We start from the raw sequence: 24,840 nt of genomic DNA on the forward strand, positions 1-24,840 counted from the left end.
AGGCAATAAAAAAACCCCGCCTGAGCGAGGTTTGGTGTCATTTAAAGTTGAATCAAAAAGGGAGCATTGCGCGGATTTCAGTGTGCCAGTTATGAAAGGCAGGCAGGTCATCTAATAACCAGAATCCAAAGCCAATCATTACAACGCCAATAATCATTTGAGCAATAACGCTGAACCAGTATTCAATAGGCTTGCTGTCTTTATGGATGTACTCCTTTCGCGTCGTCCCCTTAAATGTCTTTGTATAGACACCTCGTCGCAAAAAGATAATCGACTGAACAAACGCAAAGGGGCCGGTCAGGAAAATCCCACATACCGCAAGCCAATATTGAAAGCCCATCACCTATCATTCCAGTTAATTTTTTGGGCCATTATTGCACAGGTTTATCAGATTCCAGTCAGGATGGCGTAATCATCAGTCAGGCGATCGAATGTATCGCCATAGCGGATAACCTGCCGCACCTCATCGGCACCGGCCACAACCGGGTCGGCTTCGGTTGACACGCCAATCATCAGGTAATCACCTGCGGCCGCCAGCGCGAACTCCGTCCAGACAGTGTTCTTCACGACGATTTCGGCGCCCAGACTGGCTAACTTCTTGCTGAGCCCGCCCTCGTAATCACAGAGGATTTGCTCAGGTTCGGCATAGCCCAGCGGATCGCCGTATTCGTTATTGCCTTCCAACTTGCGCCAGATGGTCGCCGTAGCGGTATAGCTCCAGTTTGCTACCGATGACATCAGCCCTCCTTCCAGCGCAGCACCTTCGCGCCAGTCGCCCGGATGCGCGGGCAGTTGATGAACCACCCGCCATCCGACTTCACGTATCCGGTAGTCTCCCTCCCGGTGTCGGTCATCACCCAGACGCGGGTAAACGAACGCGGCAGGCCTTGCTTAACTGATTTGTACGTCATCATCAGCCTCCGACCACCATGAACAGGCCGACGCTGTTACCAGCGCTGATCGGCAACTCACCAGTGCAGCCGCTGGTATCGAGACGGGCCAGCGAGTCGCGCAGCCAGGTAATGCTGTCGGTACCGTAATCGAACGAACGAGACGCGCCAGACGGCGCACCCTGCGATTTGATGCGGCGCGCGCCGGACGACGTAGCCATGAGCGCCGCGGCATACATCAGGATCAGCTTCGCTGTGCACTCGTCATACCCGGCTCCATCGAGGCACGGGATAATTTTGTTCACCACGCAGAGGATCGGATCCAGCAGCGCGCCCGGGATGGAGTAACCCAATTCACCGAGGAACGCCTGCACGTCTGCCGCTGTGATTGGGTCAGCCATGGTTATTTCGCCTTCTTGATAGCTTCTGCCAGTGCCGCTTCAGCTGCGTCAGCACGTTTTGTTTCAGCGTCCAACTTAACTGCACTCTCCTGCTTCAGTTGCTCAATCACTTCGGCATGCTCTTTATCCTTAGCATCAATTTCAGACCGGGCCTGTTCCAGTTGAGCCAACGCCTCATTGAGTTTTGACTGCAAATCTGATGCACCGGTTGCCACGGGCGCAGACGGTGTCGCCACTTCAAAGACGAGCTTCTCACCCTTCTTGTCAGATGATTTTTCCGCCTTACCCTGCTCGATCCACTTTTCAGCGATCGAGTCATCGACGTCATAAACCTGTCCAGCCTCCAGCTTTTGAAGGCTGGCACCGGCAAAGAGGTTTGCTACCAATACCTTTACGAGTGCCATATTGTTTCCTTAGCTCGAAGCGTGAATAACAGAGTAGTGACCGTTTATGTCCTGCTTGACCATCAGGCCAGCAGCACCCCAGGTACGCCAAACGTAATCTGAGTTGTAGAACTGACGCGGATCAGCGACGGTGCCGAAGGCCTGGCCGACGATAGGAGCAATCACGCCAGCCTGCAGTGGTACGATTACGATTTCGTTTCCGGTCAGCTCAGCATCTTCTTTGATTGCCGCGATGCCTGACAGTTTGGAGATCTCTTCCAGCACGGTGCGGAGAGAGTTCACATCGAAGTACTGTTCCCAGTTGGACATGATTTCGCTGGAGACGTACCACGTCTGCTGCCCGTACTGCATGTTTTGCAGCTTAAGGACGTCACGCAGGGCAATCGCCGCAGCACGCATGGCTTTTGGGTCGGTGCTTGTTGCGAAGTTAACGCTCAGCGTTACCTGCGCCACACGCTCATCGTGACGCAGTCCCTTCCAGGTCTTGTCATCGAATTTGATGTAGTTACCGGCTGCATCGCGGAAGCCTTCCCAGATATAATCGACATACTGGCGACGCACATCATCCACAGAACCGGCCTGAGCATCCGCCAGGGATGATAGCGCAGATCCTTTGTTGAATACCGGGTCACGCCAGTTAAATTTAAAACCGCTGTCGTGGATCGGCACCATGGTACCATCGAAGGTGTAAGACTTCGCATCCAGCGCAGCACCAATCTGACCGGACATGGAAGTATGCGCCCAGCCACGGCCGCCGGTGCGAGCGTATTCGTACACAGACTCTTCCAGACGAACAGAGCGAGACAGCGGCATCAGGTCGTTCAGCAGCGTGAATTCGGTATTCGGTTCGAATTGCTTCAGCACGGTCTGGTCATAGGCCTTGTACAGACGTCGGATATCGTCGACTGCGTTTACTGCGTCCAGTACCGGGGCATTTGCCGCTTCACCGCGAACACGGGCACGAGCAATAAAGTCTGCCACGGCCTGAGCACTGGAATTACGAGCGAACGTCAGTTCATTGAACTGAGCCATGTTGGCTTCGAGGTTCCCGGTTTCGGTCGCCTGCTTAGTGGAGAATACAAACATTCAGGTGCTCCTTATTTAATGACCACGCGCAGGAGGTCACCTGCCGTTGCAATGGTGTATGAGCGTTCTTCTTCTACGTAGCAGCGGACCGATTCATCAGTGCCGACAGCTTTAACGCGTCCGTTGGCAACAGAGAGCGGCTGCCCTTTGGTGTAAGTGCCTGCTGCAGCTGGCACGTTGAAGAAAACGCCTGGGGTTGGGTGGAAAGCAACAACCCAGTCGCCAGCCTTGATGACGTCGTCTACGGTTTTGCAACGCAGGTAGTCATAATTGGCTACGTAGAGGATCGCGGCTTCATTACCATCCACGGAGGCGGTGAATTTCTTCGTAGTGTTGTCGAAGAAACCAATCGTACCTGGAGGCGTATCAGCGGCTGCAGCACCTTCACGGTGAAGCTGTGGGTTTGCGAAGATACCGCCCGCGTGAATTACGTGTTTTCCGTCTTTAGCCATTTTTTACTCCGGCATTTCGCTGACTGATTGGGTGTTAGTTGCCTGGCGGAATGCACCGTTCAGGCCGAAGGAGGTCTGGCACTTGGCGTACATGGCGTCGAGCGCCTTACCATCCAGATCCGCGACTTCTTCATCGCTCATGTTCATCGCCAGCTTCACAGCCGCGCGCTTTTCGCCTTTCTCTTTGTCGGCGTTCGCGCTCAGGCTGTTGAAAACGACGTCCACGCGATCGGCGAGTGTTTTCGCCCACTCTGGCATCTCTTCGTTATTGGTGGCCTGCTCTTTTTTCTTGGGCTTGCCGGTTTCCGGGTCGATTTCTTCATCGCCTTTTTTCTTGGCGGTGGCTTCTTCGGCCTTCATCTGGTTGTATGCGTCCATCAGCTCGGCGTCGGACTTGCCTTCAGTCGGCTTACCAGCGGCTTGCAGCGCATTGATAATCAGTTCTTTCATCGGATCGTTCTCTCCGTTGGTTTTAATCTCGTACTCAGTGGGTTTGCGCACGACTTCTACAGGTTCGCCGACGAACACGGCCTTGCCGTCGTCATCGATGAGGTACTTCTGCTTCAGGTATTTGGTGTCATTGCGGTAGATGAAGCTGTCCGGCCACACCGTTTCAGGCCAAAGCCACTTATCTTCGGCATCACCCTCGCGCAGCTTGTCGCTGATAGCGCGGGAGATATCGTCGAAAGAGAAGTTGGAGGCATTGGTGAAGAAGAATTTGGTCTTGTTGAGCAGGCCATCGCGGGTGCAGTCGATACTATCAGCCAGGCGGGCAACTTCGATCTGTTGCTCATCACCTTCTGAGTTAACGAAGATCCCCACGCCTTCCTCCGGCGTACCTGCGCCAGGCTCATCAAGCAGTACCGCCACATGGTCAAACATCATGTTTGTGGCGATCTCGTTGTACTTTTTGCCCTTCGACTCACCATTGGCAGCGATACCGGAATACAGCAGGCCGGTGGAGATGTGGATCGGGTCGGAGTTGGTACCGGCCAGCATCTCATCCAGGCGGTTAATCAGGCGCTTGCCCTTATCGCTGGATTCGGCGTACTGGCGGTTAACGTACATGTCGCCCGTCACCTTCCCATCTTTGTGGCTGACGTTCTGTAGCCAGGCACCGACGTGATACTCGTTCACCGCACGGACATCGCGCGCCGACACATGCCTGCCATCCACTTTCGGGTGGCCCAGCGGCATCGGGTTACGCTCGAGCGTGTTGTAGGCCTTTTCGATTTCTGCTGCCGGGTACAACTTCCGGTTCATCACGATATCGTCCACGACAGGCGTGATGCCGCGAACCACGATATGTGGCTTGCCGTCGATGGTTTCAGTGGTGATGTTTGAAGCGGAGTTGACGACGGTCAGCACGTTAACGCGGTTGCGTTTCATGCTGGATCCTCGTTAAGTTATGTTTATTCAAACAAAAGGGGTGAGATGATGATTAAAAAGGCCATGCTAATTGGCGCCATTGGTTTGTTCGGTGCGCAGGAAGCGCAGGCAAATTTTTATACAGGGAATCAGCTTTTTGCCTGGGGCGAATCCTTGATGAGAGTCAGAGAAAACAGAATAATGGGTTCTGATATCAGCGACGCAAACATGTATTATGGATACGTATCAGGAGTTTACGATCTAGGTAGCGGTGTACTTTTTTGTGCCAGCAATCAACTTAATCTGAACCAGATTTCTGATGTCGTATATCAATACTTGAAGCAAAACCCTAAACGCCGGGCTGAAAACGCTTCTGATTTAGCAGTTGACGCTCTTAGTGAGGCGTTCCCTTGTAAGAAATAGTTCCGACAAGCGCCTTCGTTTAGATTTTTCGTAACATAGGCGCTCTACAGCACCATGGGAAATAGTCCAGCGCAGTTACGCACTGGTAGCGCACGGTTCGACCGGATCCACAGCACCAATAGACTGTCATACGGGCCTCATTGGTGGATTTCAGGCAACAAAAAAGGCCGCCTAAGCGACCTTGTTAATTAAAAATGCTTAACCCTGTAGGGGGTATAATAAATTGCTTCAAATGCCGATTGACTCATACTCTCGAAGTCATCAATGCAGAAATATAGACTTACATTAGCATCGGTAAATCCAACGATATCGTTTTGATTGCTTCCCGATTGAAGATGGTAGATGAAGGATACATCGTTGATGCGCCTTGTCGATAAGTCTTCAAGATATGCGTGAATTTCCTTCTGCTCTCCACTAATTTCAAAGCACTGAGATGGCTGAATCATTTGGCCATTTGCCATGAATGCTGTGTACCCGCCAGGCCAGAACCGATAATTTAGTGCCATAAATCCTCCTCTATGTGATTAAGAAGATTTATCGGCAGATTGCTTCCATTGTTTACGTTCTTTTGCCAACTTATCCGCCAGCCCTTCGTTGAAAATGCTGCCGTCGTCGTTAAGCAGCACCGGAATCTGGCTGCAGTAGCAGTTGAATCGGTTGCCGTTTTCGGCGTAGAAGTCCCGCACCTCTTCGGTCGTGTAGACCTTGCCATGACGGCTGGCGTGCCAGGTGCGCGTCGTTGGCTTGAGCGCTGATAGCCACAGCAGGCCTGTATTCAGGCCAAGCCGGTCAGCGGCCCAGTCGGTTTCGTTCCACTGAGCCTGCCGCAGCGCGCCGACCTGCTCAGTCTGAGCGATGGTCTTCGCCTTCGACATTGACACATCGAGACGCTTACTGATTACGCTGGCCGTCTCGCGAGGATTTACCCCTCGCGCGATCGCATCGGTGATGATGTTGGTCAGATCGCCGCGGGCTGTGTCGCTGATAACCTTCCAGTCACTGAACGTTGTCAGCCTGGCCGCCGATATCTGGTTCAGATAACCGGGGCTGCTTAAAAGCTGCTGTAGCGTTGTCTGGCTGGCGTACACCTGCGACTGCTGCGAGAGGTTGTTGAATGCCTCCAGTGTGCCGCGCTGCGCCTCAGCGACCACGTAATCCATCGTCCAGAGTTTTTGCTCACCACCGTCCAGAAGGTAATCATCCAGAATCGACTGCACCGCTTCGAGGAGATCAGCCAGTTCCTGCGCCGACATGTCGTAGATGAACTTGCCAGCGTTGACCTGGTAGACACGAATATCCTCGCCGTGGTCGTGGCAGAGGAAGTGCCAGTTATGGCTGTTTACCTCTCGCTCTCGCCCAGTCAGGCGCTGGTCAAACAGCGCTTTCAATGCGCGCTTGATGCCGAGATACCGCTCCTCGATATCCCGGAACATCGCGGTTACCTGCTTTGCCGATCGGGTCGGGTCAACCTTGCTGCGCGGAACTATCGGCAGGCCTACCTTTGCCGTCTGTTCTGGTGTCATCGGCCAGTGGATCATCGGTAGTCACCTTATCGTCCGGTTTTGGTGGTTCTTTTGGCTCCGGCAGCGGGTCAAGCCCAACAACTTCGCGCAGCTCATTGGCTGTAACAGGCGGCTCACCGCCATAGAAGCCAGTGGTTTTCTGCACGATATCGGCCAGCTTAGATGCGTTCTCGATCTTCTCTTTCTCGCCGGGCGCCAGCAGGTCACTCCACGAAATGGTGACCTCGCCTTTGGTCGGTGGGTCGATAATCCCAAGAGTCCAGAAGCGTTCCAGCAGCGCGGTAATGCGATCTGTCAGGAAGCCATTTCGGCGCGTGTTGCGTCGGATAGCCCAGTCCGTTTTATCCTCATCGCTCGCCAGTCGCCCAGTCTGCTGACCGAACAGGATGGTGAACGGGATTTGCACGGAGGCTGCCAGTTCGTTCGCAGTGACTTCCCAGGTCGGCCCCGGGTCGCCTGGCGTAACACTCAGAACGTGCATCTGCCCGGCCTGCATCACGGCGGCAGCATCGGTGCCACGGTTAAGCTTGTTGACCTTGTCGCCCATCGCTTCGCCGAGATCGGCATAGCCAGCCTTCTTAGCCTGGTCTGCGAGCGTGTTCATGTCGGTTTCTTTGCTGAACTCGACGGCGATCTGACGGCTGGCGTTCTTCAGGAAGCCCTCGGCGCCACCGCCGGAAATCTTCTCGATATCGAGGCCCTTGTTGAAACCAGCCTCCAGCAGCGGGATGCCGGACAGCACGTTATCGTCTTCAGATCCTTCGCAGAAAAGGATAACGCGGCTCGGATGTACCGGTTCGCCGCGCATCGGACCGACAAAAGGCTCATCACCAACCGGCTGCTCGTTGAAGTTGAACATCTTCGGCTGGCCGAACGTTTCTGACTGACGGTCGTTATCCCATTCGGCGACAGTTAACTGCGGCTCCCATACCGGGATAAGTTTTACCAGCGCTGACTCGCCCAGGGATTTCACCAGCTTGGTATCTACTGGCTCGTTCCATGACTTATTGTCTTTCACCTGAAGCAGCAGCGCGGAGTATCGCCCGACCATATTGCGGCGATCGGCATCCTTCACCTTCGGCCACAGCTTCTTCATGAACTTGGTGACTTTCTTTTCCCAGGCGTTTGTTTTCTCCGCCTCCTGTGCTTCATCACCGTCAACTATGACCGGATAGTCTTGCCAGCAACCATCCAGCAGGCGATGAACCACAGCAAAGCCCGCGGCGTTGCGGCGGTACATGTTGTAGAAGTCGTTGAAGGTTATCGTGCGCGGGTAGCCAAATTCCTGGTAAAGCGTCGGTCGCTTCGTGTTGCCGCCACCGATACCGATGGAATTCAGGTAATTCGCTCGCCTCATTTCAGTGGCGAGGTTGTTCACAGCCAGTTGAAGGCCGTTATCTTGTTCGCTCACTGGCGATGCTCCTTAGAAGAATACTGTGCCGACCTGCTTGCGGTTATTCTTCGCTACAGCGAAATAACGGAAGCTGTCAGCGCCGTGCGATGTGAAGTCATGAAGCGGTTTGTCTTTCCAGCAGCCGCGCTTGTCATCCCACTCCTTGCGGTAGCCTTCGAGGTGAGAGATGCCAACAGCACACCTCTCCTCATCAAACACGCAGGACTTGAGGATTTCACGGACCGACTCAATGCCAGTGTCGATCCCGGCTTTCGGCACGACGCGGAAGTTCATCGAATACATCTGACCGTCAATCTCGTATCCCTCGCGTGCCAGCTCTTTGCGTGACTTCGCATCAGCAGCAAACTCGCGGTTCTCGATATCGTGAGGCCCCCAGTGCTCGCCGTACTCGTAGCCGCGGTTTTTCAGCACCTTCATGTAGTGCCTCAGCCCCTCGCCGGAGTTTTCGTAGTAGTCGATGATGTGGAACTCTTCGCCGACCTCACGAACGAACCAGATCGCCGTGGAGTCACCCACACCGATATCCCAGAAAGTGTGCACCGGGAGGTGCGAGTTATCCGGGATTTGGCCGATCCGCTTGTTGGTGTAGAGCCAGCGGAACTGTTTGGCGTAGTACGCGCCCTCGACCGACTGCTGGAACGCCTCGGCCGGAATGGTCGGGTATTCTCGCTTCATGTCGTCGCCGAGCGTTTTCTCTTTGGCGTAGTACCAGGCTTTCTGGCGTTCGTTGACGACTACGCCGTGCTTCGCCTCCATTTCGGCGAAGTACTCAACCAGGCGCACCGGCAGAGATTCAACCGGGTCGATTGCGTACTGTGGGTTCTTCCACCAGGAGAAGAAGAAAAACTTCCAGTCCAGCGCTGAAAGTGGCTTACCCTGAAGCAACGATTTCTCTGCCGTCTGGCAGTAATCGAAAAAGTAACCCGCCCGGCCCTCTGCTGTGCTCTCGATAGTAGCGAAGCATCCGGTAGATACCGCCTCAAACGCACCAGTGACGATCTCACGGGCTTTGTCTGGATACTTGGCGCATATCTTCCCGAACTCGGAAACGTGCAGGTAACGCAGCGTACCGCCACGAAACGACGTGCTGACGTATAGTGAACCGCCCTTCTTGAAGACGAGCTCGCCGGAAGAGTCGTTACTGGCCGGGTTGGCCGCCTTTATCTCAGGTGGCAACTTGTCGTATGCGTACTTCACCTTTTCGCGGAACAGGCGCTTTGCGTCATTCAGCGTATGAGCAATCAGCGCGCACTTCGCCGACTCAAACAGGGCCGCGTCGAGCTGGATGATGCACACCTCAGTTGTGAAGCCGAGCTGGCGAGCTTTCAGTATGATGTTGCGGGTGTGGATCCCCTCGAAGTATTCCCGCTGCTCAGGCGTCATCCTGAAGCGCGTTGGCTTCCCCTCTTTGTCGGTGATCCAGTAAAGATTGTTCAGCCGCCAGTCTTTGTCGGCCAGCAGCGTGAGGTGCTCAGGTTTCATTACGCCCCCTGAGACAAAGAATCCATCAGGTCTGAAATTGAATCGACAACATGTTCAGTTTTCACCTGCTCACGGAACGCCTGCACATCGATGTGCTTACCAATCAGTTCGAGGTTCTTAACCTTATCAGGCCACTTAATCTTCTTGAGCAGTGCGGCGGTGTTTCCCTCGACTGACATCTCGACGACATCCAGCCCGGATAATGTCGTCCTCCAGACCTTCGGCCACTGAGACACCGGCTTCAACTCTCCGGTCGAGGTCAGGATGTCCAGCACGTCCATCTGGTCTATCTCAACGAGACGATTCAGGACGTATGTCGCATTTATGCCAACTAGATCATTGCGTTGCGCTTTAAGTTCGGCAATTCTGGACTGGATGTCAGGTTTTGACAGGTTTTCGGACGCAGTGCGGTTAGCTGTCTTAGCGCTGTACCCCGCCCGAATAGCCGCTTGCGTGGCGTTTAAATCGATGAGGTACTCGCGACAGAACATTTCTTGCTTGTCGGTGAGTGCCATATTTTTTACCAACACTGAGGTGAAGTTTTTGGACAGTTACTACATAACCATTAATGCAATAAAAATATTGCTTGCGAAAAGTAATGGTTTTTACCTAATTTCTTGGTCTAATCAAAACCGTACTTCCAGTTCAAAAGAAGAACTAGCTCGCATTCTGGCTTCAGAATTTAGAATCACCAACCTTGAAGCAACCAATTACGTTGCCGATTTGAACTAACCTTGCTCGCCATCGAATTCGCTGCGGGTTTGATGGCCTCCTTTCCCTGTTTGCTCATTCGTTACTCCGTTGTTTGCTCTGCTGGCTGATCGGTCTGCTCTTCCGGTACTGGCGTGAACTCCACGCGCTTTACATCAGCAGGAGCGAAGTACAGCCACTCGCCCGTTTCGGTCGCCAGCGGCACAAAACCGTTCACCAGCTCAGGCTGACGTCGAGACATCTTGCCCGTGAAGGTTTCGCCTGTTTGGGTGGTTAGCGTGATTTGGTAGATGTCGGACATTGAGAACCTCTTTATCCACTTGTTGGGATATTGCCATTAGATGAGCCGACCCATTGTGATGGCAACAAAAAACCGCCCGAAGGCGGTTAATCTGAAAGACCAAATTTCTTTTTTGCGTAGGATTTTAGAAGCTCTACACCTACATCCTTCATGACAGCAAGCGGTTCGTTACTTATCTCTTTCAATCGTGCAAAAACATCTTTGCTGTCAAGCGCTGTAGCAAAATCTTGACCGTCTGTAGTTAGTCTAATGTCTACGTCAAGCGCTGCCATACCGCCTAAGTGATACATGTACCCCAAACGTCTGGGATCACGAGTTTCCATATTCCTATTGCTTATAAAACCTTGCTCAATCAACTGCATGTAGTGAAACATCCCCTTCTCAGATTCAATGTCATATCCAGCTTCGCTAAGCTGAATAGTAGTAATGAATGTGCTATCTGAGTTAAGGAATACAGAGAGCATTCCTTTTAAGTATTCAAGATCTGTTCGCATTATTATCTCCTTATCCAAAAATAATAATGTACTAAACTTTGAAAAGATTTTATGGCGATCAAATCAATATAATGGATATGTCGTACATTGAGTCTTGATGTAGTCCTGCAGATAGCCGATCTGCTTCGTCACTGTGACGATTCGCTCTCTAAGGGTGAAATAATCCCGTTCAGCGGAGTCAGTAAGTCGGGGGCTGGAAGCATCGCCCATGCCGCCGGTGCCGGTCGCTCCGTTAGCGGGACATTTTGCGTTGAGCTGCAGCCGCTTACGGCCAGCAATGACATCGCTATGCAGACGCTCAATGGTTTCTTTCGCATCAGCCAGTTCTCCGGTGTATTTGGCATCCAGTGCAGCAACATCGCGCTGACGGGTCTGCATATCTTTGATGGTGGCGTTCGCCAAGGTCAGTTGCTCAGTAGCCTTATCGCGCTGGTCTTTGTAGGTGATGGCGTTATCGCGGTAGTGATTAATCGCCCAGGCCATGGAAACCAGCAGGCAGATAACGACAGCGCAGATGATTGCTTTTAACCGGCTCATTTCACACCGTCCAGGCAGAGCGCTTCTTCTTTCCCGGCACGAGTAACCAGACCAGGCAGAACCTTGCCCCCACCCCATACCCAGCGCGGGAACTGGTGGCATGCCGCCGTGATGTCTCCACTTCTGAGAAGCGAGAACAGAGTGGAGGTGCGCATGTTCCCGCAACCAGCACGAAACGTTACCGATACAGCTGCCGAGAAAGTATTGTCAGACAGCTTGCGTCCATTCCCGTAGCGGTTAACACAGGACTCAGCATCAAGGATGTTGCGCTCCCAGTCAGCTGCGATCTGCTGGTCAGACTTAACGGTGCCGGGATTCACGCCATGCGTGTTCCCCATGCCGTCAGTCAGCACACCTGCCGGGCAGACATACGGATCACGTCGGCAAGATTCAGCGTTACCGATTAACTCCAGTCCGCGCTCGTTTGTTCTGACATGTCCCGCGTTCATCACAATGGCGATGATCGTTCCGACGGAGCAGACAATGCCCGCCGTGCCGCTTTTCTTACTCAGTTTCAACTGTGCCACCGGAAATTCTCCGCATTGCCTCCGTAACCACCTCGGCGGCAGCCGGACGATCGGAGTGAGGTTTTTTACCTACATCAGATAAGTAGTTTTCCAGCAGTTGGGTTCGTTTCCTTTCCTCAGCCATACGCTCACGCTCTTCTTTCCGTTTTGCGTAATAGGTTTTTATCGTGAAGAACGCCGATATCAGCGCGCCGATAATAAACACGTAATCCTGCAGGCTAAGCAAAGAGAACAGGCCCAAGGCCGCCGACCACCAGTACGGCAGATCGTGTCCATTTGTTGGGTTCATACGTTGCATTCCACACCTCCGGGTCCGGGGTGCTGTGTGGTAGTTGGGAAAAGGCCGTCAGACACGGTAGCTACGTGGCATCTGGAATTGATTGTCTGCGGCCTGAATAAAAAACCCGGCGACAGGCCGGGAAGATGATGGTAAGGCAATGTCGGCTCTCTGGCCGAAGGGTCCCAGGTTGTGGGTTCTGAGTGCGGCGTGCCGCAAATAAAAAAGCCCCGCACGAAGGCGAGGCTCTTAATTCTTTGTCGACCTACGAAGCTATGGCGACGATATCAGATTTACATGAAATATATGCGTTTCAGTTCGGTTTTGCAAGACTTACATCTAAATTTGTCGCCTTTTGTTGTGAACGTGATCGCGTTACGGAGATAAGCGAACCACTATCAAGCCGCTTAAAGCTGTTACGCATTGCCAGCCAGTGAGGCAGATACGTTTCCGTCCAGGTGGATTTCGCCACGCCCGTCAGTTCTGCCAGCGCCTGGTATTCGTACGTCTCACGGCCAGCCAACTCTGCTTTCACGTCCTGCGCCGCCAGCCATATGAGCTTCCTCAGGCGCTCCATCGTCTTGCCCGCCACCTTTTTCACGCCGAGTTGCGCCGTGAATTCTTCCCACGCCCACTGGGTGATCGCCACCTGGTACTCGAAGCGGATATTCTCGCTGTAGTTCCACAGCAGCCATGCTTTCTGATGGCCTTCCAGAGACAGGACAGCGCGGCGCCACGATGCGGTCACGAACTCAACCGGCCCCACCAGCGCGATAGATGAGCCTTTGGCGCGGGACTGGCTGCCGCTCATCGGCGGGCCTTCAGGGTTGACCATGCGCTGCTTATCCTTGTCGAATACCTTTTTCCGGCCCCGGCTGCGCGCCGTCGCGGTGAATTGTGCGTTTTCAGCGAAAGCTACCAGCTGCCCTTTCGTCGCTCCGCTCAGATCTGCGGTCGCCACAATGAGCTGCTGACGTACGTATTCCAGTTGCTGACTGTTCATGCGGCTTCCTTCTGTGGCTGGTTGGTTTTGGTCTGGCTGTGCTTTGCTATTGGCGGCAGATTGGCTCTGGCTACGCTTTCGGCTTCGTACCTTTGGGATTCGGTTAAATTCATACTCCTAACCCCTCATTAGTCTTTTGAGCATTCGGTATTTTTCCGCATATCGAATGGCTCTAATCTTTATGCCGATCTTCTTTCTTAGCCTCTTGTGCTTAACCCATTCCCTAATTAGGAAGCAGGCCACCGCAATGAGATATGCCGATAGAAATACAGCGTCTGTCATGCTGCCTCCTGCTGTTTAAGTTCTTTGAGCTTGGCGCGGTATTCATCACGGATCCGGATGAAATCTTCACGGCGGTAGTTGGTCATTTCGTGGGGGCCGTTGAGCCAGTCGACGTATTCCTGCCCGTAACGAGCAACCAGGCCAGCTTCGTATTGCTGCGCGACCGTCGCCTCTTTGGCGGTGTACTTTCCGGCTCCGGCATTACACGACTTGCACTGCTTATGGGCGTTGCGTTCTTCAAAGCGCAGTTCTGGGTTGGCGCCGACCGTTTTGAAGTGGCCGCAGTCCCATTGCCCGCCGTGCAGATCAGGCGGGTTGGTCTCGCCGCAGCTGATGCATGGCAAATCAGCATCACGCGCTCGGATGTAGGCGTTGAATGCCTGCTGAGCCTGCGCCTTGTAGTAACCGTTAGGTCTGAGCTCTGCCAATCGCGCCTTACGGCGCTGGCGGCCTGCCTTCTCTTCGGTGCGCTGGCGCTGCGCTTCCTTCTGCTGAGCGGCTTCGCGGGCTTTTGCGGTCTGTTCTTTGCCGATCGCGCTGGCGCACTCGAATGAGCAGACCACCTGCCCGTCGCGGACCGGGTGGAACCACTGGCGACAAGATTTATGGGCGCACTTGCGGCGCGGTAACTTAGCCATGCGCCCTCCGTGCCGCGAGACGCAGCCATTTCTGATCCACCAGGCGGGCGGTGTAGTCTTTCATGGTCGGGATTTCGGACGGCTTGACCACGGCCTTGCGCTGGCGGCGCGCCGGAACGCGGAAGATTTCGTTGGTGATGACGCGTGCGAGAGGATTATTCATGCAAGCCTCCCAAAATAATCGCCACGATAACGGACATCGCGAAGTTGGATGTTCTGGCTGACGGCGAAAGCCTGGGTGTACTCAATAAGGCTGTTCATCCGTTTGATCCCCATCGATGAGGTGCTTTCGCGAATTGCCACCAATTCGCCCTCAAGCCCAGCAATAACCTTCCCCTGCCCGCCAGTGGCAATGGAGTGACCGGAAACCAGAATTGACTTCCATGACGGAAGTGACCACGCAGAGCCAGCCCACTGAATGCGATGCTTTGCCAGGTCGCCGCAAAGCGCGTGGAATAGTGAATTCTGAGGAAGGGTGCGCTTAGGGTCGGCAAAACTCACCACGAGCGGGAAATCTGCGTTTACAGGCTGTTTGTTGATGTAGTCAATGAGGTTGCGGCGAACCTGCTCGTCGCGGAGGTAAAATTTGATACTCATACGCCACCTCCGATAGGTAGCGCAGAATGCAGAAAATCGCAGGTGCATTTCTGCATCTGTGACAAGGTGAGGAGTTCAGATTGTGGTCGCATTTAAGTCCCCTTAAATGCGCAGAAGTCACCGGAGTTGTTCAGGCTCCGATGACATGATTATGGCGGGTTGGTTTTGAAAAATCAAACAGTAAAACGTGATTAGAGCGTCGATATTATATACTCTCTTTATGGAGAGATAAAACTCCTTTAAAGCCCTCCAAATATATAATAAACCCTGAATCCCCATCAAATGTTCAAACACATCTAAAATTATCAAAAAAAGAAATCAATGAACTTTAAGATTTCTTATTATTAATTTCCCCTAATTTATCCATACCATCGCTAATAAATGAATCAGCTGTTTTTATCTCTTCTTCTAAGTCCAACACCCTTGTTGATTTTTCTTTTATTTGTCTTGCCTCAATTTCAATAAGCTCAATTATTTTATTCTTATATATTTCGTACAATTCACTCCCCGCAGTGTGTTCTTTCAATTGTGCCGAATAGAAGGTATGCTTATCTTTAACATCATTTAGCAGGGAAGCTACTGCTTCGTCTTTCAATTTTATTTTTTTGCTTTTGATAATTTCTACAATTATTATTGCCGCTATAGTACATACCCCACCACAGATCAATGGTATTATATATTCATAGTCCTTTGAACCATTATAAGATCTGTAAATAAATACAGATAGTGAGGTCAACCCACCAGTGATACTTGGTGAGTATATATCCAATAGTTTTTTAATAGATACAATATTCATTTGAGACCTATACTTTCTAATCTATTGGATGTTAACTCGTAGACTCCTTTCAAGTTATTAGATACAGTAACAATATGATTTAATAAATTAACAAAAAAGGATTCACTAACATCACCAACCAAAGGAATGCCATACTCAAAAAATAAATCATTATCTTTCAAAGTCGCATATCTTACAGTGTTACTTCCTAAATTCAAGAAATTGACCACTGAATTCGCACGACCTCCTTTGTTCATTACACCATCATCGAATGTTACCCAACCATAAATTCGTAAAGAAGCTTTATCTTTGTCAAGTTTGATATATAAGCGCTCATCATTTTCTACTTTGATATCACCATCATTTTGAATAACAAACTTAAAATCATTCTCAGTGAGAAGGGTGGCAATTGTTTCATTAGATAATTCAGATAGTTTAAGTGTCATGCTTTAGTTCCCTTTGAACAGTAAACAATTAATTTTGCATATTTTCATTTATTAATCAATACCATATATTGGAACATTATGATGAAAATAACTTTACAGATAGTTGTAACTTAAACTCACACCATCCCGTTCGACTTGTTGCGGTTGTACTTCGCCAGGAGTAACTGGATCGGCGTCGGCCCGTGCTCGGCTGCCGGTGCTGCAATTGCCCGGCGTACCGGCGGAACTGGCTTACCATCGGTGACGCGCCTCTCCCACATATCCAGCAGGTCACCCGCCTCACGCGCCAGCTCACCATGCGTTAACTGGCGCTCTGTGCTGCGGTGGCGCAGTTCAACGCAGATGTGGTACATGACCGGCTGCGACCAGGGGAATTGCTCACTGGAGGTGAACTCGAACGAACGGTTACGCCAGTCCCAGTATTCGGCGATCACCTGGTCAACGGTGATGCCCAACGCGCCGCCACTCTGCTTGCACCAGGTGACGAACTGGCCCGGTGATGGCAGGAATGGGCGTTCCTGGCGGCGGGCAATGCGCATACCGGTATCGACCTGAGCCATTGAGTGGATCCCGTTCTCCTGGAACGCCAGCAGCCACTGACGGCGGAATTCATTCAGGTCGTCCTGGGTGCGGAAGTTTGCCATGCTTGCCGGGAACGCGGCGCGCAGCTCGTTGAACAGCTTGTTGAATACCTGCGCCACCTGCTCGACCGGTGCGCGCTCCTGGTACTGCTCTGGCAGGTTATGGGCCATACGGCTCATCTGCTCGCGGTCGTGGTTACGCATCTGCTCTGCAAGAGATTTCATCGGATCACCCCATAGGCCCAGTCAGTGTTGTTGAAGTCCAGATCCGGCTTTCCGCCTCGCTGCTCACAACCAGCGCTGCGCTGCATCGTCAGCTTGTCCCACTGCTTACGCAGGCTTTCCGGGCTCAGGATGTTGGTCTGCCAGAAGTGGTGCTTGCTGGCCCAGTCGTACAGCGCGCAGATGTCCTGGTGCGACCGGTTGTCTATCTGGCGCATCAGGCGAACGGTGTTAGACCAGGAGGTCATGTCCGGGGCTTTGCAGGTTGGGTTAATCAGCTTCACCCTGGAGGAAATCCACTTAGCGGTTTCGAGGTCTTCAGCAGATCCCCATTTCGCACCGGATGGTGTGTAGACCGCAGCTTCAGGATGAGCTGATAAAAATTTCTTCAGACGTGCGTCAGAGGATTCGTCAGAATTCTCGGACGATAAGTTATTTATATTCTTGTTATTACCTTCTTGTTCATGATGTGCGGGTAATTGTGCGGCCTTATGTGCGGCATACCCACCTGAACCCGCGCCGTTACTGGCTTCATCATGTGCGCCTGTACGTGCGGCTTTATGTGCGGGCAAATCGTCCATTTTTTGAGCATATTCAACGTAATTTGTGATGGTGATCACCCTGCCTTTTCGCTTCTCTCCCTCGATGGAAATCATCCCTTCGCGGACGAAAACTGACAGCATTCTCTCCACCGCGTCGCGGCTTGTCGGGTTGCCCTGACGGTCACACAACTGAAGGCCAAGATCTGCAGCAGTGACGACCAGTTGACCGGGTTGCAGAGGCCATTGCTTGCCCTTGAAGAATGCCGTGTATGGCTGTCTGGCTGCGTCAATGAGCAGGTTCTCCCACAGCGCGCGCAGGAATACATCCTTAGCCCAGGACTTCTTCTTGATGCTCCGGTACAACGGGACGTAACCAGACTTCTGGTTCTCCATCCTGTTGCTCCTTGCGGCTGAGTGCGCCGCGAAATTTGCGTAAGCGACGTTCGACACAGTTAAACCTCCTGCGCCTGGCGTTTTGGATTAGCGTTTGTCATAATGACCTCGCAATTGACTGACGTTTGTTGCACCAGAAAGTCGGTTCTGTTCGCGCAGACCGGCTTTCGCCATTTCTGTAGTTCTCACATAACCCCCAGCATCGACGTGACCATCGTCATCAGTGGCCCTACCTGCTCCGGCATGAGGCGGAACAGCGACGCTATACCCTCGCTTACCTCTTTCAGCTTCTGATGCTCTGGAGCGTCCAGCAGCACGGCCTGCTTAGCCTCTGCGAGTTCTTTCTCGGCTTCAGCCAGGCGAGACATTTTGCAATCGGCACCGATCAGGCGAGTTCGATACTCAACCGGCAACACAGCCATGATTGCCGGTGTCAGCTGGCGGACGTTATCGCGGTACTGTTCGGAGTCGAAGCGGTTATCCAGGAAGCGAAACAGCTTCTGGCGCGCCCGGCTGATGTCGTCCGGAAAGCTGATGGCGGTACCGCCCTGCTCCCGGTATTCGTTGATGATCAGCGCTGACACCACATCCTGATTATCCAGCGCCGACGACCATGCCCGGACCGCATCGCGGATCTTTTCGTGGTCTGGCGCCGCCTTAGATTGAGCGCGGTTTATCATCGCTCCCGGGTGTATTCCGGTATTGTGTTGATACGCAAGTGAATGCATTGCTTTCCCTTTCGTTGTTAGGGCCGCCGGTTAGGCGGCGTTGCTGTTGATTGGTGGAAAAACGTCATCGACGCATACTGAAGCGCCATGCTTATTCAGAGCCGCAACAATCGCCCGGCACTGCTCCAGGCTTAAGCTGCGTTTGTTTTTTTCGTAATGGCATACCGCGCCTGTAGTCAGGTTCAGCTCTTCCGCCATCTGGCGCTGAGTCAAGCCGATGTTTCTGCGGATTTTTCGGATGTTGTTCATGTCGGGTCTCCTTTAAACAACTTAAATATACGTTTTGTATTCTTTGTTCGCAAGTAAAATATACGAATTGTGTCTCGCGCAAATATATACAACTTGTATCATTCGGGTATGACTATGAAATGGTACGACTTAGCTAAGACCCTGATGAAAAGTCAGGGCATCAATCAGGAACAGCTGGCAGAGCACCTCGGTATTACTAAGGGTGCGGTAAGTCATTGGCTGAACGCTCGGCGTGAGCCAAGCCTTTCCGAGATCGCGAAAATATTGCAGTTCCTTGGCAAAAAGAACTTTTCCGTAGGAGCAGGCGGCTTGATCATTGATGACACACTTAAGGGTGATGTTGAGTATGCTGGTCCCTATAGCACGGGAAATAAGTACCCAGTAATCAGCTGCGTTCAGGCTGGTTCATGGTGCGAAGCGGTTGAGCCCTACACCCTAAAAGATATAGATCTCTGGCTTGAGTCAAATGCTCACATCCAGGGTGACGCGTTCTGGTTGCTCGTTGAGGGGGAGTCAATGACTGCCCCTACTGGATTGAGTATACCTGAAGGAACCTATGTACTTTTCGACACCGGAAGAGACGCAGTCAATGGTAGCCTGGTAATTGCCAAGCTGTCTGAATCGAACGAAGCAACTTTCAAAAAGCTAGTCATCGATGGTGGACAAAGGTATCTGAAGGGCCTAAATCCGCAATGGCCACTGGTACCTATTAACGGGAACTGCAGGATTATTGGCGTAGCTGTGGAAACAAAGCTAAGACTTATTTAAACGCAAACAGTAAGGATGCTTATGAAAAACTTTTTTTTGTTATCTCTATTGCTTTGCTCGACATCTCTTTATGCTCAGGACCTGGCTTTGGTTGATAACGCAAAAACCGCCGTTATTGATAACCTGAAGTCCCGTGATGCTACAAACAAGTGCGCAGATTTTATGAGGGTAGCTGCTGCTGATGAGTCTAAGAAACCTTTAGCCATAGCCACTTGTGATAACACCTTTGCAGTTGCAAACGGCCTCACCTTTAGTGACGTAAAAGTTGTTGAATCAGAAAGTGGAAAAGCTGTCTGCGGTGTAGTTTCAGGGAAAACACACCTCAGCAAAATTGGCGCAAGGTTCGTATACATTGAAAAAAACAAAGCTGTGACAATCAAGCCTTCTAAGCAGCCGGTAATGACAAGCTCTGCGGCTGGAGATTATGGGCGAAACCAGGTAAAAATTGAAAATAATCAGTACAATCTAGTATCTACCGCCTATTGCCAGTCACCAACAAACTAAACACCCCACCATTCAGTAAAGCCCCACGCCACCACCTTCTGGCGGTGGCGCAGTACCGCCCTTCACTTCCCATTTCCAGCTCCAATTTAACCTCCACCTCATAAATATGTGAGTGTAGGATGAATCCTCTCTCCCTTAGTTTTTGGTTCCTAACACCAAAGCACAAAAATAAATCACCTTACAATACAATTCGTTATCACAAATCCACCTCATAAATATACATATCGTATTGCATGATAAGAATACGTTTTGTATATTCAATCCATCGAAACGAAACATAGACAGCTGAGCGAAGTTAGTCAGCGGCGAAGTGGAGATTCGGTCAGTCGAACGGCGCGACAGTAAACCATGCGTCGGACGCCCGGCGGGCTCAGGGAGAGCGGCAATGGTGCGTAATCAAACGACTTTCATACTTCAGTCGCTTCACCGAGGCGGCTTAGTTATGACAACCGGCGGCCATCCACCGCCCATTGAAACATTGAATGAATGCGTTGAAGTCTTGTATTAACCGTTCCGTTCGCCGCGATAAGGCCAAGAGGATTTATGAAAGTCACCCACAACGGCAAGCAGTACACCGTAAAGCGCTGCACCATGAACGATAACGAATGGCGGCTAACGTCGCTCACCAATCCGCTAGAGCAGGTCACGCTGAACCGCTGGCAGATGCACATTGCTGGCTTACTGGCTCAGGTGGAGGGTAAAAAATGATGCACCACTACGGGTACGTTGAAGTTAACCGCGGCGCAGTTCGGCCTGGCATGTTGGTTAAGCACAAAGACGGCATGTGGACGGCATCAGCCAACAAGCGCGGAAAGCTCTACCTCCACCGAGGTTGTGAGCGCACCTTCACCAGAGAGCTTCTGGTTGAGGTGTATCTTGATGGCCGCGGCGGCGGATTGAGTCATTAACCCATTATTTGTTTGGGCCGTGAGGAGCAAGCTTAAACTCCAGATGATACAGCTTGCCGTCAGGTGCTTGGAAGTCGACCTCGAATGAATCCGGCGGATTGAATGGGTCAGGTGCGTTTCTTGCAATACACGTAGAACGCCACGCAATATGACCATTCTTGCCTAAGCCAAGCGATCGTGACTTCCACCAGTCATACCATGACTGATCGTGCGGCTGGTCACTTCCCTTTTCTCTCACAAACCAATGATTACGCTTGGAGCGCTTGCCCATTTCTTTAGTCGGGTACATCGGTGTTGTCATTTTTTTATTAATCAGCATTTGGTCACCTTAGTTGTTGCCGCTGCGCTAATGACATTCTGCGCAGGCTTGCTGATTAATCAAGTTTTCTCAATTAAATCGCCAGGCTGGCTTTAACCGGCCGGGTGACGCACGTCCATATTTAGGAGTTCAGCCATGAACGCATACCTCACTTACGACCGCATCGAAGATCGGCGCTGGGTTGAGCAGCTGCTCGACGAGGAGAAAGGGAAGTGGATCGACGACCGGGCGCAGAAAATCATCGACATGATGCCAAAAGAGCCGTCCGGCCTCTTCCACTTCACGGTCCCGATTGACTCCAGCCCATACGAAGGACTTCGCAGCGATAAAGCTGGCGAGGCCTACAACGATTTCATTTCGGCAGTTGCTTACGCCCAGGCGGAATACGACTGGGAACACCGTACCGGCTGCCCGTTTTAATTTTTGAGGGAATTAACGATGGCAAACGAATTAACAATCACGGCGAGCGCGCTGCAGGAAAAAGGCATCGACGTCGCTACCTGGAGCGCGCTGAAGAACAGTATCTACCCTGGCGCCAAAGACGAATCGGTAATGATGGCGCTTGATTACTGCCGTGCCCGCCAGTTGGATCCGTTGCTAAAACCCGTTCACCTCGTGCCGATGAGCGTCAAAGACTCAAGAACGGGTAAAAGCGAATGGCGCGACGTGGTCATGCCGGGCATCGGGCTTTACCGCATTCAGGCAGACCGTTCTGGCGATTATGCCGGAGCCCGCGAACCTGAGTTCGGGCCAGACACGACTCAGACGCTTTCTGGTGTCGAGGTTACATTCCCTCAGTGGTGCAAATACACCGTTTTCAAGCGCATGCCCAGCGGCGAGATCGTCGAGTTCAGCGCCAAAGAATACTGGATTGAAAACTACGCTACCGGCGGCCGCGACACCACGGCGCCGAACGCGATGTGGAAAAAGCGCCCATACGGACAGCTGGCGAAATGCGCGGAAGCCCAGGCGTTGCGTAAGGCATGGCCTGAGATTGGACAGCAGCCTACCGCCGAAGAAATGGAAGGCAAATCACTGGACGTAGATATCCGTGACGTCACGCCGCGCAGCACCACAGAAGCGCTTCCACCAGCAGCAACCGAAGAAACGCTTCAGGCGATAACCGATCTCTTAACGACCCTGGATAAAGACTGGGAGAAAGACTTCCTCCCGCTGTGCAGCGACATCTTCAAACGGCAAATTCTTGAGGCGTCAGAACTCACTGAAGAAGAGGCGCAGAAAGGGTTTGGCTTCCTTCAGAAAAGGGCTAAGGCGGCAGCATGACACCCGAAATCATCCTGTCTAGGACCGGCATTGACGTAACCACTATCCAACAGGGCGATGAGGCGTGGCACCGGCTGCGCCTCGGCGTCATCACCGCCTCAGAAGTACACAACGTCATTGCCAAGCCAAGATCGGGAAAGAAATGGACAGACATGAAGATGTCCTACTTCCACACGCTGCTCGCCGAGGTATGCACCGGCGTCGCGCCAGAGGTTAACGCCAAGGCGCTGGCCTGGGGAAAGCAGTACGAGGAAGACGCCCGTACCCTCTTCGAGTTCACCACCGACGTGAAAGTCACGGAGTCTCCGATCCTGTTCCGTGACGAGAGCATGCGCACCGCGTGCTCCCCTGACGGCCTGTGCAGTAACGGATTCGGCCTTGAGCTTAAATGCCCTTTCACCTCTCGCGACTTCATGAAATTCCGCCTTGGCGGTTTCGAAGCCATCAAGTCTGCGTACATGGCCCAGGTACAGTACAGCATGTGGGTGACCGGGAAAGACGCCTGGTTCTTTGCCAACTACGACCCGCGCATGAAACGCGAAGGAATTCACCACGTCGTCGTTGAGCGGGATCCGCAATACATGTCCGATTTCAACGAAATGGTGCCGGAGTTCATCGAGAAGATGGACGAGGCGCTGGCGGAAATCGGCTTCACGTTCGGGGAGCAGTGGAAATGAAACGCACACCCTTCTACCGCAGGCCCGGGCGAACCGGGCAATTCTCCGGCCTTCGTGAGCGCGTTATCTGGATGATTCAGACGCGCGGCCGCCCGGTCACAGGCAGCGAAATCGCCGAGAAGTTTGGCGTAACGCTCATCGAGTTCAACCGGGTCGCCAACGGCATCACCCGCGGCACCGGACTGATAGCGCAGATCGTTGAGTCGGAAAAGTGGATCAACGAGGACGGCATCTGCGACCGGACATTCGACCTGGTAACGAAACCAAAGGTCGTAACGCCGCAAGGTAAATCGCGCCTGTTCACCCGGCGCGCTATAGAGCAATCGCAGGAAGGTAGACGGCAGGAGTGCATTGCTCGCGCCGCCCGCCGTAGCCGACTGATTGCTCAGGGTCTCTACATCGACGAAATGGAGTCCATCCTATGACTCACGCTCACGACGGCATCAGGGTTGGCACACAGTGCCTTCCCTTCATTGGTAACGGCTGGCTAATGCCATGGGGTGAAGTAGTCAGCAATCCATTAAAGGCGCAGCGGCTCGCTGAGGAATATCGGGAAAGGCAGGAGGCGGCATGAGCAAAGTAGGCGATTATTTCTTTGAGTTCCCGGCGTCGCGCGGCATGCAGGGTGGCACGGCGACTTACATGATTACGGCGCCAGCCCGCGCGCTGACGCGCATACTTGCGTCCGACAATCACGGAAGCACGCTTGAGCGTTCTCAACGCGAAATTAACCAGGCGCGAGTGAAGAAGTTTTACCAGTACCTCGTCAATGCATACCAAAATAAAGAGCCCTTCATCATCCCGCCGCTGGTCGGCAACTGCGACGCGGATATTGAGTTTGAAGAGTTCGGAAATACGAATGTGGGCGTCGCACGTTTCCCTATGGATGCGGTGATCAAACTGTTCGACGGCCAGCACCGCGCTGCCGGATTAGCTGAGTTCTGCCGGACTTACGGAGAGCCAATCAGCATCCCGCTGATGCTGACCCATAATCTCCCGCTGAAGGCACGCCAGCAGTTCTTCTCCGATATCAATAACAACGTCTCGAAACCTTCCGCTGCGATCAACATGGCCTATGACGGGCGTAATGAAGTTGCACAGGGGATGGTGACGTTCCTGTCTCAGCACGACACCTTCGCAGAGGTGACAGACTTTGAGCACAACGTCGTTCCAGCGAAAAGTAAGTTGTGGGTGAGCTTCAAAGCGCTAAGCGACGCGACGGCCAAGTTTGCCAACGCGGGCAGTAAGCCTCTGGAAATGGGCGACATCGAATCCATCTGGGAGGCCTGGTTGGCCCTGACGCAGATCGAGGCGATTCGCCACGGCACCAGCCAGGCAGACTACAAGCGTGACTACATTCAGTTCCACGCGGTGATGATCAATGCCTTCGGCTACGCCGTTCAGCGGCTGATGGCTGACCACTCAATCGTCGATATCGTCCAGATGATTGAGGAACTGGCGAGCAGTACGGGCTCCTCTGAGATGGAAGACTTCTTCCTGATTTTGCGCTGGGGCGGTATCTGCGTGAATGCCGAAAAAGACCGCCCAACGATTATTGCCTCCGTTCCGGCGCAGAAATCTGCTGCTGAGCGGCTCGTCAAAGTTATTCTGGCGAAAAGCCTCGGGGAATAGTT

Annotated in this window: 40 protein-coding genes; 11 read left to right on the top strand and 29 right to left on the bottom strand. The window is 52.6% G+C overall.

Translation table 11 applies throughout. The features are described 5' to 3' along the window. Nucleotides 1-52 precede the first annotated feature (52 nt). The 8 genes from P346_RS19295 to P346_RS19260 are packed head-to-tail and all read right to left on the bottom strand — an operon-like array spanning nucleotide 53 to nucleotide 4,622. On the bottom strand, nucleotides 53-340 hold the full coding sequence (locus tag P346_RS19295) for a hypothetical protein (protein WP_032657172.1): 288 nt from the start codon (nucleotides 338-340) through the stop codon (nucleotides 53-55). A 47-nt stretch (nucleotides 341-387) separates the two neighbouring features. Beyond that, a complete protein-coding gene (locus P346_RS19290; RefSeq protein ID WP_032657174.1) occupies nucleotides 388-738 on the bottom strand; it encodes a hypothetical protein in 351 nt (116 codons plus the stop codon). After that, nucleotides 738-911 carry a hypothetical protein gene (locus tag P346_RS19285; protein WP_032658299.1) on the bottom strand — a complete coding sequence of 58 codons (174 nt, stop codon included), beginning with the start codon at nucleotides 909-911 and terminating at the stop codon, nucleotides 738-740. The genes P346_RS19290 and P346_RS19285 overlap by 1 nt, the downstream gene beginning before the upstream one ends. Before the next feature lie 2 nt (nucleotides 912-913). Continuing rightward, nucleotides 914-1,291 carry a DUF7370 family protein gene (locus P346_RS19280; RefSeq protein ID WP_032657176.1) on the bottom strand — a complete coding sequence of 126 codons (378 nt, stop codon included), beginning with the start codon at nucleotides 1,289-1,291 and terminating at the stop codon, nucleotides 914-916. A gap of 2 nt (nucleotides 1,292-1,293) precedes the next feature. Then, complete coding sequence (locus P346_RS19275) at nucleotides 1,294-1,695, bottom strand: hypothetical protein (protein ID WP_032657178.1); 402 nt, start codon at nucleotides 1,693-1,695, stop codon at nucleotides 1,294-1,296. 9 nt (nucleotides 1,696-1,704) lie between these two features. Next, complete coding sequence (locus P346_RS19270; protein ID WP_032657180.1) at nucleotides 1,705-2,781, bottom strand: major capsid protein; 1,077 nt, start codon at nucleotides 2,779-2,781, stop codon at nucleotides 1,705-1,707. An 11-nt stretch (nucleotides 2,782-2,792) separates the two neighbouring features. Then, nucleotides 2,793-3,233: a hypothetical protein gene (locus P346_RS19265; RefSeq protein WP_032657182.1), complete on the bottom strand. Its 441-nt coding sequence runs from the start codon at nucleotides 3,231-3,233 to the stop codon at nucleotides 2,793-2,795. A gap of 3 nt (nucleotides 3,234-3,236) precedes the next feature. Next, on the bottom strand, nucleotides 3,237-4,622 hold the full coding sequence (locus P346_RS19260; protein WP_032657185.1) for a DUF2213 domain-containing protein: 1,386 nt from the start codon (nucleotides 4,620-4,622) through the stop codon (nucleotides 3,237-3,239). 45 nt (nucleotides 4,623-4,667) lie between these two features. Here P346_RS19260 and P346_RS19255 point away from each other — a divergent pair, with 45 nt between their 5' ends. After that, on the top strand, nucleotides 4,668-5,024 hold the full coding sequence (locus tag P346_RS19255; protein WP_032648637.1) for a Rap1a/Tai family immunity protein: 357 nt from the start codon (nucleotides 4,668-4,670) through the stop codon (nucleotides 5,022-5,024). A gap of 188 nt (nucleotides 5,025-5,212) precedes the next feature. Here the strand turns inward: P346_RS19255 and P346_RS19250 are convergent, their stop codons facing one another. The 20 genes from P346_RS19250 to P346_RS19160 all read right to left on the bottom strand — a co-directional run bounded on the left by P346_RS19250 (nucleotide 5,213) and on the right by P346_RS19160 (nucleotide 18,746). After that, nucleotides 5,213-5,530, bottom strand: coding sequence for a hypothetical protein (locus P346_RS19250; RefSeq protein WP_032657187.1), 318 nt, complete (start codon nucleotides 5,528-5,530; stop codon nucleotides 5,213-5,215). A gap of 18 nt (nucleotides 5,531-5,548) precedes the next feature. Continuing rightward, on the bottom strand, nucleotides 5,549-6,562 hold the full coding sequence (locus tag P346_RS19245; protein WP_071995944.1) for a phage minor head protein: 1,014 nt from the start codon (nucleotides 6,560-6,562) through the stop codon (nucleotides 5,549-5,551). After that, nucleotides 6,489-7,958 (bottom strand): DUF1073 domain-containing protein, encoded by a 1,470-nt coding sequence (locus P346_RS19240; protein WP_032657191.1) that lies wholly within the window; start codon nucleotides 7,956-7,958, stop codon nucleotides 6,489-6,491. Before P346_RS19240 ends, P346_RS19245 begins: the two co-directional genes overlap by 74 nt. A gap of 12 nt (nucleotides 7,959-7,970) precedes the next feature. Beyond that, the gene (locus P346_RS19235) at nucleotides 7,971-9,443 is read right to left on the bottom strand and encodes a terminase (RefSeq protein ID WP_032657192.1); all 1,473 of its coding nucleotides are present in this window, start codon (nucleotides 9,441-9,443) and stop codon (nucleotides 7,971-7,973) included. Further along, a complete protein-coding gene (locus P346_RS19230; protein WP_032657194.1) occupies nucleotides 9,443-9,958 on the bottom strand; it encodes a terminase small subunit in 516 nt (171 codons plus the stop codon). Before P346_RS19230 ends, P346_RS19235 begins: the two co-directional genes overlap by 1 nt. 278 nt (nucleotides 9,959-10,236) lie before the next feature. Then, the gene (locus P346_RS19225; protein WP_032657196.1) at nucleotides 10,237-10,455 is read right to left on the bottom strand and encodes a hypothetical protein; all 219 of its coding nucleotides are present in this window, start codon (nucleotides 10,453-10,455) and stop codon (nucleotides 10,237-10,239) included. An 86-nt stretch (nucleotides 10,456-10,541) separates the two neighbouring features. Next, complete coding sequence (locus P346_RS19220) at nucleotides 10,542-10,949, bottom strand: DUF2513 domain-containing protein (RefSeq protein WP_032657197.1); 408 nt, start codon at nucleotides 10,947-10,949, stop codon at nucleotides 10,542-10,544. 63 nt (nucleotides 10,950-11,012) lie between these two features. Next, entirely contained in the window at nucleotides 11,013-11,486 is a 474-nt protein-coding gene (locus tag P346_RS22905) for a lysis protein (RefSeq protein ID WP_032657199.1), read from the bottom strand. Beyond that, on the bottom strand, nucleotides 11,483-11,935 hold the full coding sequence (locus P346_RS19210; protein ID WP_238555255.1) for a lysozyme: 453 nt from the start codon (nucleotides 11,933-11,935) through the stop codon (nucleotides 11,483-11,485). Before P346_RS19210 ends, P346_RS22905 begins: the two co-directional genes overlap by 4 nt. A gap of 55 nt (nucleotides 11,936-11,990) precedes the next feature. Continuing rightward, nucleotides 11,991-12,311 (bottom strand): hypothetical protein, encoded by a 321-nt coding sequence (locus P346_RS19205; protein WP_032657201.1) that lies wholly within the window; start codon nucleotides 12,309-12,311, stop codon nucleotides 11,991-11,993. A 292-nt stretch (nucleotides 12,312-12,603) separates the two neighbouring features. Further along, the gene (locus P346_RS19200) at nucleotides 12,604-13,293 is read right to left on the bottom strand and encodes a bacteriophage antitermination protein Q (RefSeq protein ID WP_032657203.1); all 690 of its coding nucleotides are present in this window, start codon (nucleotides 13,291-13,293) and stop codon (nucleotides 12,604-12,606) included. Between the two features lie 278 nt (nucleotides 13,294-13,571). Then, complete coding sequence (locus P346_RS19195) at nucleotides 13,572-14,213, bottom strand: recombination protein NinG (RefSeq protein WP_032657205.1); 642 nt, start codon at nucleotides 14,211-14,213, stop codon at nucleotides 13,572-13,574. Next, complete coding sequence (locus P346_RS19190; RefSeq protein WP_032657206.1) at nucleotides 14,206-14,376, bottom strand: NinE family protein; 171 nt, start codon at nucleotides 14,374-14,376, stop codon at nucleotides 14,206-14,208. The genes P346_RS19195 and P346_RS19190 overlap by 8 nt, the downstream gene beginning before the upstream one ends. After that, nucleotides 14,373-14,810, bottom strand: a complete 438-nt coding sequence (locus P346_RS19185; protein WP_013097726.1) for a recombination protein NinB — start codon at nucleotides 14,808-14,810, stop codon at nucleotides 14,373-14,375. The genes P346_RS19190 and P346_RS19185 overlap by 4 nt, the downstream gene beginning before the upstream one ends. A gap of 328 nt (nucleotides 14,811-15,138) precedes the next feature. After that, nucleotides 15,139-15,606 (bottom strand): hypothetical protein, encoded by a 468-nt coding sequence (locus tag P346_RS0121395; RefSeq protein ID WP_152537839.1) that lies wholly within the window; start codon nucleotides 15,604-15,606, stop codon nucleotides 15,139-15,141. Then, nucleotides 15,603-16,031: a hypothetical protein gene (locus P346_RS19180; protein ID WP_032657208.1), complete on the bottom strand. Its 429-nt coding sequence runs from the start codon at nucleotides 16,029-16,031 to the stop codon at nucleotides 15,603-15,605. Before P346_RS19180 ends, P346_RS0121395 begins: the two co-directional genes overlap by 4 nt. Nucleotides 16,032-16,147: 116 nt before the next feature. Then, nucleotides 16,148-16,837, bottom strand: a complete 690-nt coding sequence (locus P346_RS19175; protein ID WP_032657210.1) for a replication protein P — start codon at nucleotides 16,835-16,837, stop codon at nucleotides 16,148-16,150. Beyond that, entirely contained in the window at nucleotides 16,834-17,769 is a 936-nt protein-coding gene (locus P346_RS19170; protein ID WP_032657212.1) for a replication protein, read from the bottom strand. Before P346_RS19170 ends, P346_RS19175 begins: the two co-directional genes overlap by 4 nt. Before the next feature lie 185 nt (nucleotides 17,770-17,954). Further along, on the bottom strand, nucleotides 17,955-18,497 hold the full coding sequence (locus tag P346_RS19165; RefSeq protein WP_032657215.1) for a toxin YdaT family protein: 543 nt from the start codon (nucleotides 18,495-18,497) through the stop codon (nucleotides 17,955-17,957). A 30-nt stretch (nucleotides 18,498-18,527) separates the two neighbouring features. Continuing rightward, nucleotides 18,528-18,746: a helix-turn-helix transcriptional regulator gene (locus tag P346_RS19160; RefSeq protein WP_032657217.1), complete on the bottom strand. Its 219-nt coding sequence runs from the start codon at nucleotides 18,744-18,746 to the stop codon at nucleotides 18,528-18,530. 108 nt (nucleotides 18,747-18,854) lie between these two features. Here P346_RS19160 and P346_RS19155 point away from each other — a divergent pair, with 108 nt between their 5' ends. The 4 genes from P346_RS19155 to P346_RS19145 all read left to right on the top strand — a co-directional run bounded on the left by P346_RS19155 (nucleotide 18,855) and on the right by P346_RS19145 (nucleotide 20,926). Then, the gene (locus P346_RS19155; RefSeq protein ID WP_032657219.1) at nucleotides 18,855-19,514 is read left to right on the top strand and encodes a LexA family protein; all 660 of its coding nucleotides are present in this window, start codon (nucleotides 18,855-18,857) and stop codon (nucleotides 19,512-19,514) included. A gap of 21 nt (nucleotides 19,515-19,535) precedes the next feature. Next, nucleotides 19,536-20,018 (top strand): hypothetical protein, encoded by a 483-nt coding sequence (locus P346_RS0121400; RefSeq protein ID WP_050597608.1) that lies wholly within the window; start codon nucleotides 19,536-19,538, stop codon nucleotides 20,016-20,018. 543 nt (nucleotides 20,019-20,561) lie between these two features. Beyond that, complete coding sequence (locus P346_RS23425; protein WP_032657221.1) at nucleotides 20,562-20,726, top strand: hypothetical protein; 165 nt, start codon at nucleotides 20,562-20,564, stop codon at nucleotides 20,724-20,726. After that, nucleotides 20,723-20,926 carry a phage encoded cell division inhibitor protein gene (locus P346_RS19145; protein WP_023622534.1) on the top strand — a complete coding sequence of 68 codons (204 nt, stop codon included), beginning with the start codon at nucleotides 20,723-20,725 and terminating at the stop codon, nucleotides 20,924-20,926. Before P346_RS23425 ends, P346_RS19145 begins: the two co-directional genes overlap by 4 nt. Nucleotides 20,927-20,930: 4 nt before the next feature. Here P346_RS19145 and P346_RS19140 read toward each other — a convergent pair whose 3' ends face one another. Beyond that, nucleotides 20,931-21,245, bottom strand: a complete 315-nt coding sequence (locus P346_RS19140) for a hypothetical protein (RefSeq protein ID WP_032657224.1) — start codon at nucleotides 21,243-21,245, stop codon at nucleotides 20,931-20,933. Nucleotides 21,246-21,380: 135 nt separating this feature from the next. On the opposite strand from P346_RS19140, the gene gamL reads away from it, so the two are divergent. The 6 genes from gamL to P346_RS19110 are packed head-to-tail and all read left to right on the top strand — an operon-like array spanning nucleotide 21,381 to nucleotide 24,838. Further along, nucleotides 21,381-21,665 carry a host nuclease inhibitor GamL gene (gene gamL, locus P346_RS19135; RefSeq protein WP_032657226.1) on the top strand — a complete coding sequence of 95 codons (285 nt, stop codon included), beginning with the start codon at nucleotides 21,381-21,383 and terminating at the stop codon, nucleotides 21,663-21,665. An 18-nt stretch (nucleotides 21,666-21,683) separates the two neighbouring features. Then, nucleotides 21,684-22,529 carry a phage recombination protein Bet gene (bet, locus tag P346_RS19130; RefSeq protein WP_032657228.1) on the top strand — a complete coding sequence of 282 codons (846 nt, stop codon included), beginning with the start codon at nucleotides 21,684-21,686 and terminating at the stop codon, nucleotides 22,527-22,529. Further along, entirely contained in the window at nucleotides 22,526-23,206 is a 681-nt protein-coding gene (locus P346_RS19125) for a lambda exonuclease family protein (RefSeq protein ID WP_032657230.1), read from the top strand. The genes bet and P346_RS19125 overlap by 4 nt, the downstream gene beginning before the upstream one ends. Then, the gene (locus P346_RS19120) at nucleotides 23,203-23,631 is read left to right on the top strand and encodes a hypothetical protein (RefSeq protein WP_032657232.1); all 429 of its coding nucleotides are present in this window, start codon (nucleotides 23,203-23,205) and stop codon (nucleotides 23,629-23,631) included. Before P346_RS19125 ends, P346_RS19120 begins: the two co-directional genes overlap by 4 nt. Further along, nucleotides 23,628-23,780 (top strand): DUF1317 family protein, encoded by a 153-nt coding sequence (locus P346_RS19115; protein ID WP_032657235.1) that lies wholly within the window; start codon nucleotides 23,628-23,630, stop codon nucleotides 23,778-23,780. Before P346_RS19120 ends, P346_RS19115 begins: the two co-directional genes overlap by 4 nt. After that, nucleotides 23,777-24,838 (top strand): DGQHR domain-containing protein, encoded by a 1,062-nt coding sequence (locus P346_RS19110; RefSeq protein WP_032657237.1) that lies wholly within the window; start codon nucleotides 23,777-23,779, stop codon nucleotides 24,836-24,838. Before P346_RS19115 ends, P346_RS19110 begins: the two co-directional genes overlap by 4 nt. The last annotated feature ends 2 nt before the right edge of the window (nucleotides 24,839-24,840 follow it).

The organism is Enterobacter sp. DC1, from assembly GCF_000568075.1.
GTDB lineage: Bacteria > Pseudomonadota > Gammaproteobacteria > Enterobacterales > Enterobacteriaceae > Enterobacter > Enterobacter asburiae.

Excerpts from the sequence above, each read along its gene's own strand:
- P346_RS19295 (WP_032657172.1), bottom strand. The coding sequence starts at position 340 with ATGGGCTTTCAATATTGGCTTGCGGTATGTGGGATTTTCCTGACCGGC.
- P346_RS19290 (WP_032657174.1), bottom strand. The coding sequence starts at position 738 with ATGTCATCGGTAGCAAACTGGAGCTATACCGCTACGGCGACCATCTGG.
- P346_RS19285 (WP_032658299.1), bottom strand. The coding sequence starts at position 911 with ATGACGTACAAATCAGTTAAGCAAGGCCTGCCGCGTTCGTTTACCCGC.
- P346_RS19280 (WP_032657176.1), bottom strand. The coding sequence starts at position 1,291 with ATGGCTGACCCAATCACAGCGGCAGACGTGCAGGCGTTCCTCGGTGAA.
- P346_RS19275 (WP_032657178.1), bottom strand. The coding sequence starts at position 1,695 with ATGGCACTCGTAAAGGTATTGGTAGCAAACCTCTTTGCCGGTGCCAGC.
- P346_RS19270 (WP_032657180.1), bottom strand. The coding sequence starts at position 2,781 with ATGTTTGTATTCTCCACTAAGCAGGCGACCGAAACCGGGAACCTCGAA.
- P346_RS19265 (WP_032657182.1), bottom strand. The coding sequence starts at position 3,233 with ATGGCTAAAGACGGAAAACACGTAATTCACGCGGGCGGTATCTTCGCA.
- P346_RS19260 (WP_032657185.1), bottom strand. The coding sequence starts at position 4,622 with ATGAAACGCAACCGCGTTAACGTGCTGACCGTCGTCAACTCCGCTTCA.
- P346_RS19255 (WP_032648637.1), top strand. The coding sequence starts at position 4,668 with ATGATGATTAAAAAGGCCATGCTAATTGGCGCCATTGGTTTGTTCGGT.
- P346_RS19250 (WP_032657187.1), bottom strand. The coding sequence starts at position 5,530 with ATGGCACTAAATTATCGGTTCTGGCCTGGCGGGTACACAGCATTCATG.
- P346_RS19245 (WP_071995944.1), bottom strand. The coding sequence starts at position 6,562 with ATGATCCACTGGCCGATGACACCAGAACAGACGGCAAAGGTAGGCCTG.
- P346_RS19235 (WP_032657192.1), bottom strand. The coding sequence starts at position 9,443 with ATGAAACCTGAGCACCTCACGCTGCTGGCCGACAAAGACTGGCGGCTG.
- P346_RS19230 (WP_032657194.1), bottom strand. The coding sequence starts at position 9,958 with ATGGCACTCACCGACAAGCAAGAAATGTTCTGTCGCGAGTACCTCATC.
- P346_RS19225 (WP_032657196.1), bottom strand. The coding sequence starts at position 10,455 with ATGTCCGACATCTACCAAATCACGCTAACCACCCAAACAGGCGAAACC.
- P346_RS19220 (WP_032657197.1), bottom strand. The coding sequence starts at position 10,949 with ATGCGAACAGATCTTGAATACTTAAAAGGAATGCTCTCTGTATTCCTT.
- P346_RS22905 (WP_032657199.1), bottom strand. The coding sequence starts at position 11,486 with ATGAGCCGGTTAAAAGCAATCATCTGCGCTGTCGTTATCTGCCTGCTG.
- P346_RS19210 (WP_238555255.1), bottom strand. The coding sequence starts at position 11,935 with ATGAACGCGGGACATGTCAGAACAAACGAGCGCGGACTGGAGTTAATC.
- P346_RS19205 (WP_032657201.1), bottom strand. The coding sequence starts at position 12,311 with ATGCAACGTATGAACCCAACAAATGGACACGATCTGCCGTACTGGTGG.
- P346_RS19200 (WP_032657203.1), bottom strand. The coding sequence starts at position 13,293 with ATGAACAGTCAGCAACTGGAATACGTACGTCAGCAGCTCATTGTGGCG.
- P346_RS19195 (WP_032657205.1), bottom strand. The coding sequence starts at position 14,213 with ATGGCTAAGTTACCGCGCCGCAAGTGCGCCCATAAATCTTGTCGCCAG.
- P346_RS19190 (WP_032657206.1), bottom strand. The coding sequence starts at position 14,376 with ATGAATAATCCTCTCGCACGCGTCATCACCAACGAAATCTTCCGCGTT.
- P346_RS19185 (WP_013097726.1), bottom strand. The coding sequence starts at position 14,810 with ATGAGTATCAAATTTTACCTCCGCGACGAGCAGGTTCGCCGCAACCTC.
- P346_RS0121395 (WP_152537839.1), bottom strand. The coding sequence starts at position 15,606 with ATGAATATTGTATCTATTAAAAAACTATTGGATATATACTCACCAAGT.
- P346_RS19180 (WP_032657208.1), bottom strand. The coding sequence starts at position 16,031 with ATGACACTTAAACTATCTGAATTATCTAATGAAACAATTGCCACCCTT.
- P346_RS19175 (WP_032657210.1), bottom strand. The coding sequence starts at position 16,837 with ATGAAATCTCTTGCAGAGCAGATGCGTAACCACGACCGCGAGCAGATG.
- P346_RS19170 (WP_032657212.1), bottom strand. The coding sequence starts at position 17,769 with ATGGAGAACCAGAAGTCTGGTTACGTCCCGTTGTACCGGAGCATCAAG.
- P346_RS19165 (WP_032657215.1), bottom strand. The coding sequence starts at position 18,497 with ATGCATTCACTTGCGTATCAACACAATACCGGAATACACCCGGGAGCG.
- P346_RS19160 (WP_032657217.1), bottom strand. The coding sequence starts at position 18,746 with ATGAACAACATCCGAAAAATCCGCAGAAACATCGGCTTGACTCAGCGC.
- P346_RS19155 (WP_032657219.1), top strand. The coding sequence starts at position 18,855 with ATGACTATGAAATGGTACGACTTAGCTAAGACCCTGATGAAAAGTCAG.
- P346_RS0121400 (WP_050597608.1), top strand. The coding sequence starts at position 19,536 with ATGAAAAACTTTTTTTTGTTATCTCTATTGCTTTGCTCGACATCTCTT.
- P346_RS23425 (WP_032657221.1), top strand. The coding sequence starts at position 20,562 with ATGAAAGTCACCCACAACGGCAAGCAGTACACCGTAAAGCGCTGCACC.
- P346_RS19145 (WP_023622534.1), top strand. The coding sequence starts at position 20,723 with ATGATGCACCACTACGGGTACGTTGAAGTTAACCGCGGCGCAGTTCGG.
- P346_RS19140 (WP_032657224.1), bottom strand. The coding sequence starts at position 21,245 with ATGCTGATTAATAAAAAAATGACAACACCGATGTACCCGACTAAAGAA.
- gamL (WP_032657226.1), top strand. The coding sequence starts at position 21,381 with ATGAACGCATACCTCACTTACGACCGCATCGAAGATCGGCGCTGGGTT.
- bet (WP_032657228.1), top strand. The coding sequence starts at position 21,684 with ATGGCAAACGAATTAACAATCACGGCGAGCGCGCTGCAGGAAAAAGGC.
- P346_RS19125 (WP_032657230.1), top strand. The coding sequence starts at position 22,526 with ATGACACCCGAAATCATCCTGTCTAGGACCGGCATTGACGTAACCACT.
- P346_RS19120 (WP_032657232.1), top strand. The coding sequence starts at position 23,203 with ATGAAACGCACACCCTTCTACCGCAGGCCCGGGCGAACCGGGCAATTC.
- P346_RS19115 (WP_032657235.1), top strand. The coding sequence starts at position 23,628 with ATGACTCACGCTCACGACGGCATCAGGGTTGGCACACAGTGCCTTCCC.
- P346_RS19110 (WP_032657237.1), top strand. The coding sequence starts at position 23,777 with ATGAGCAAAGTAGGCGATTATTTCTTTGAGTTCCCGGCGTCGCGCGGC.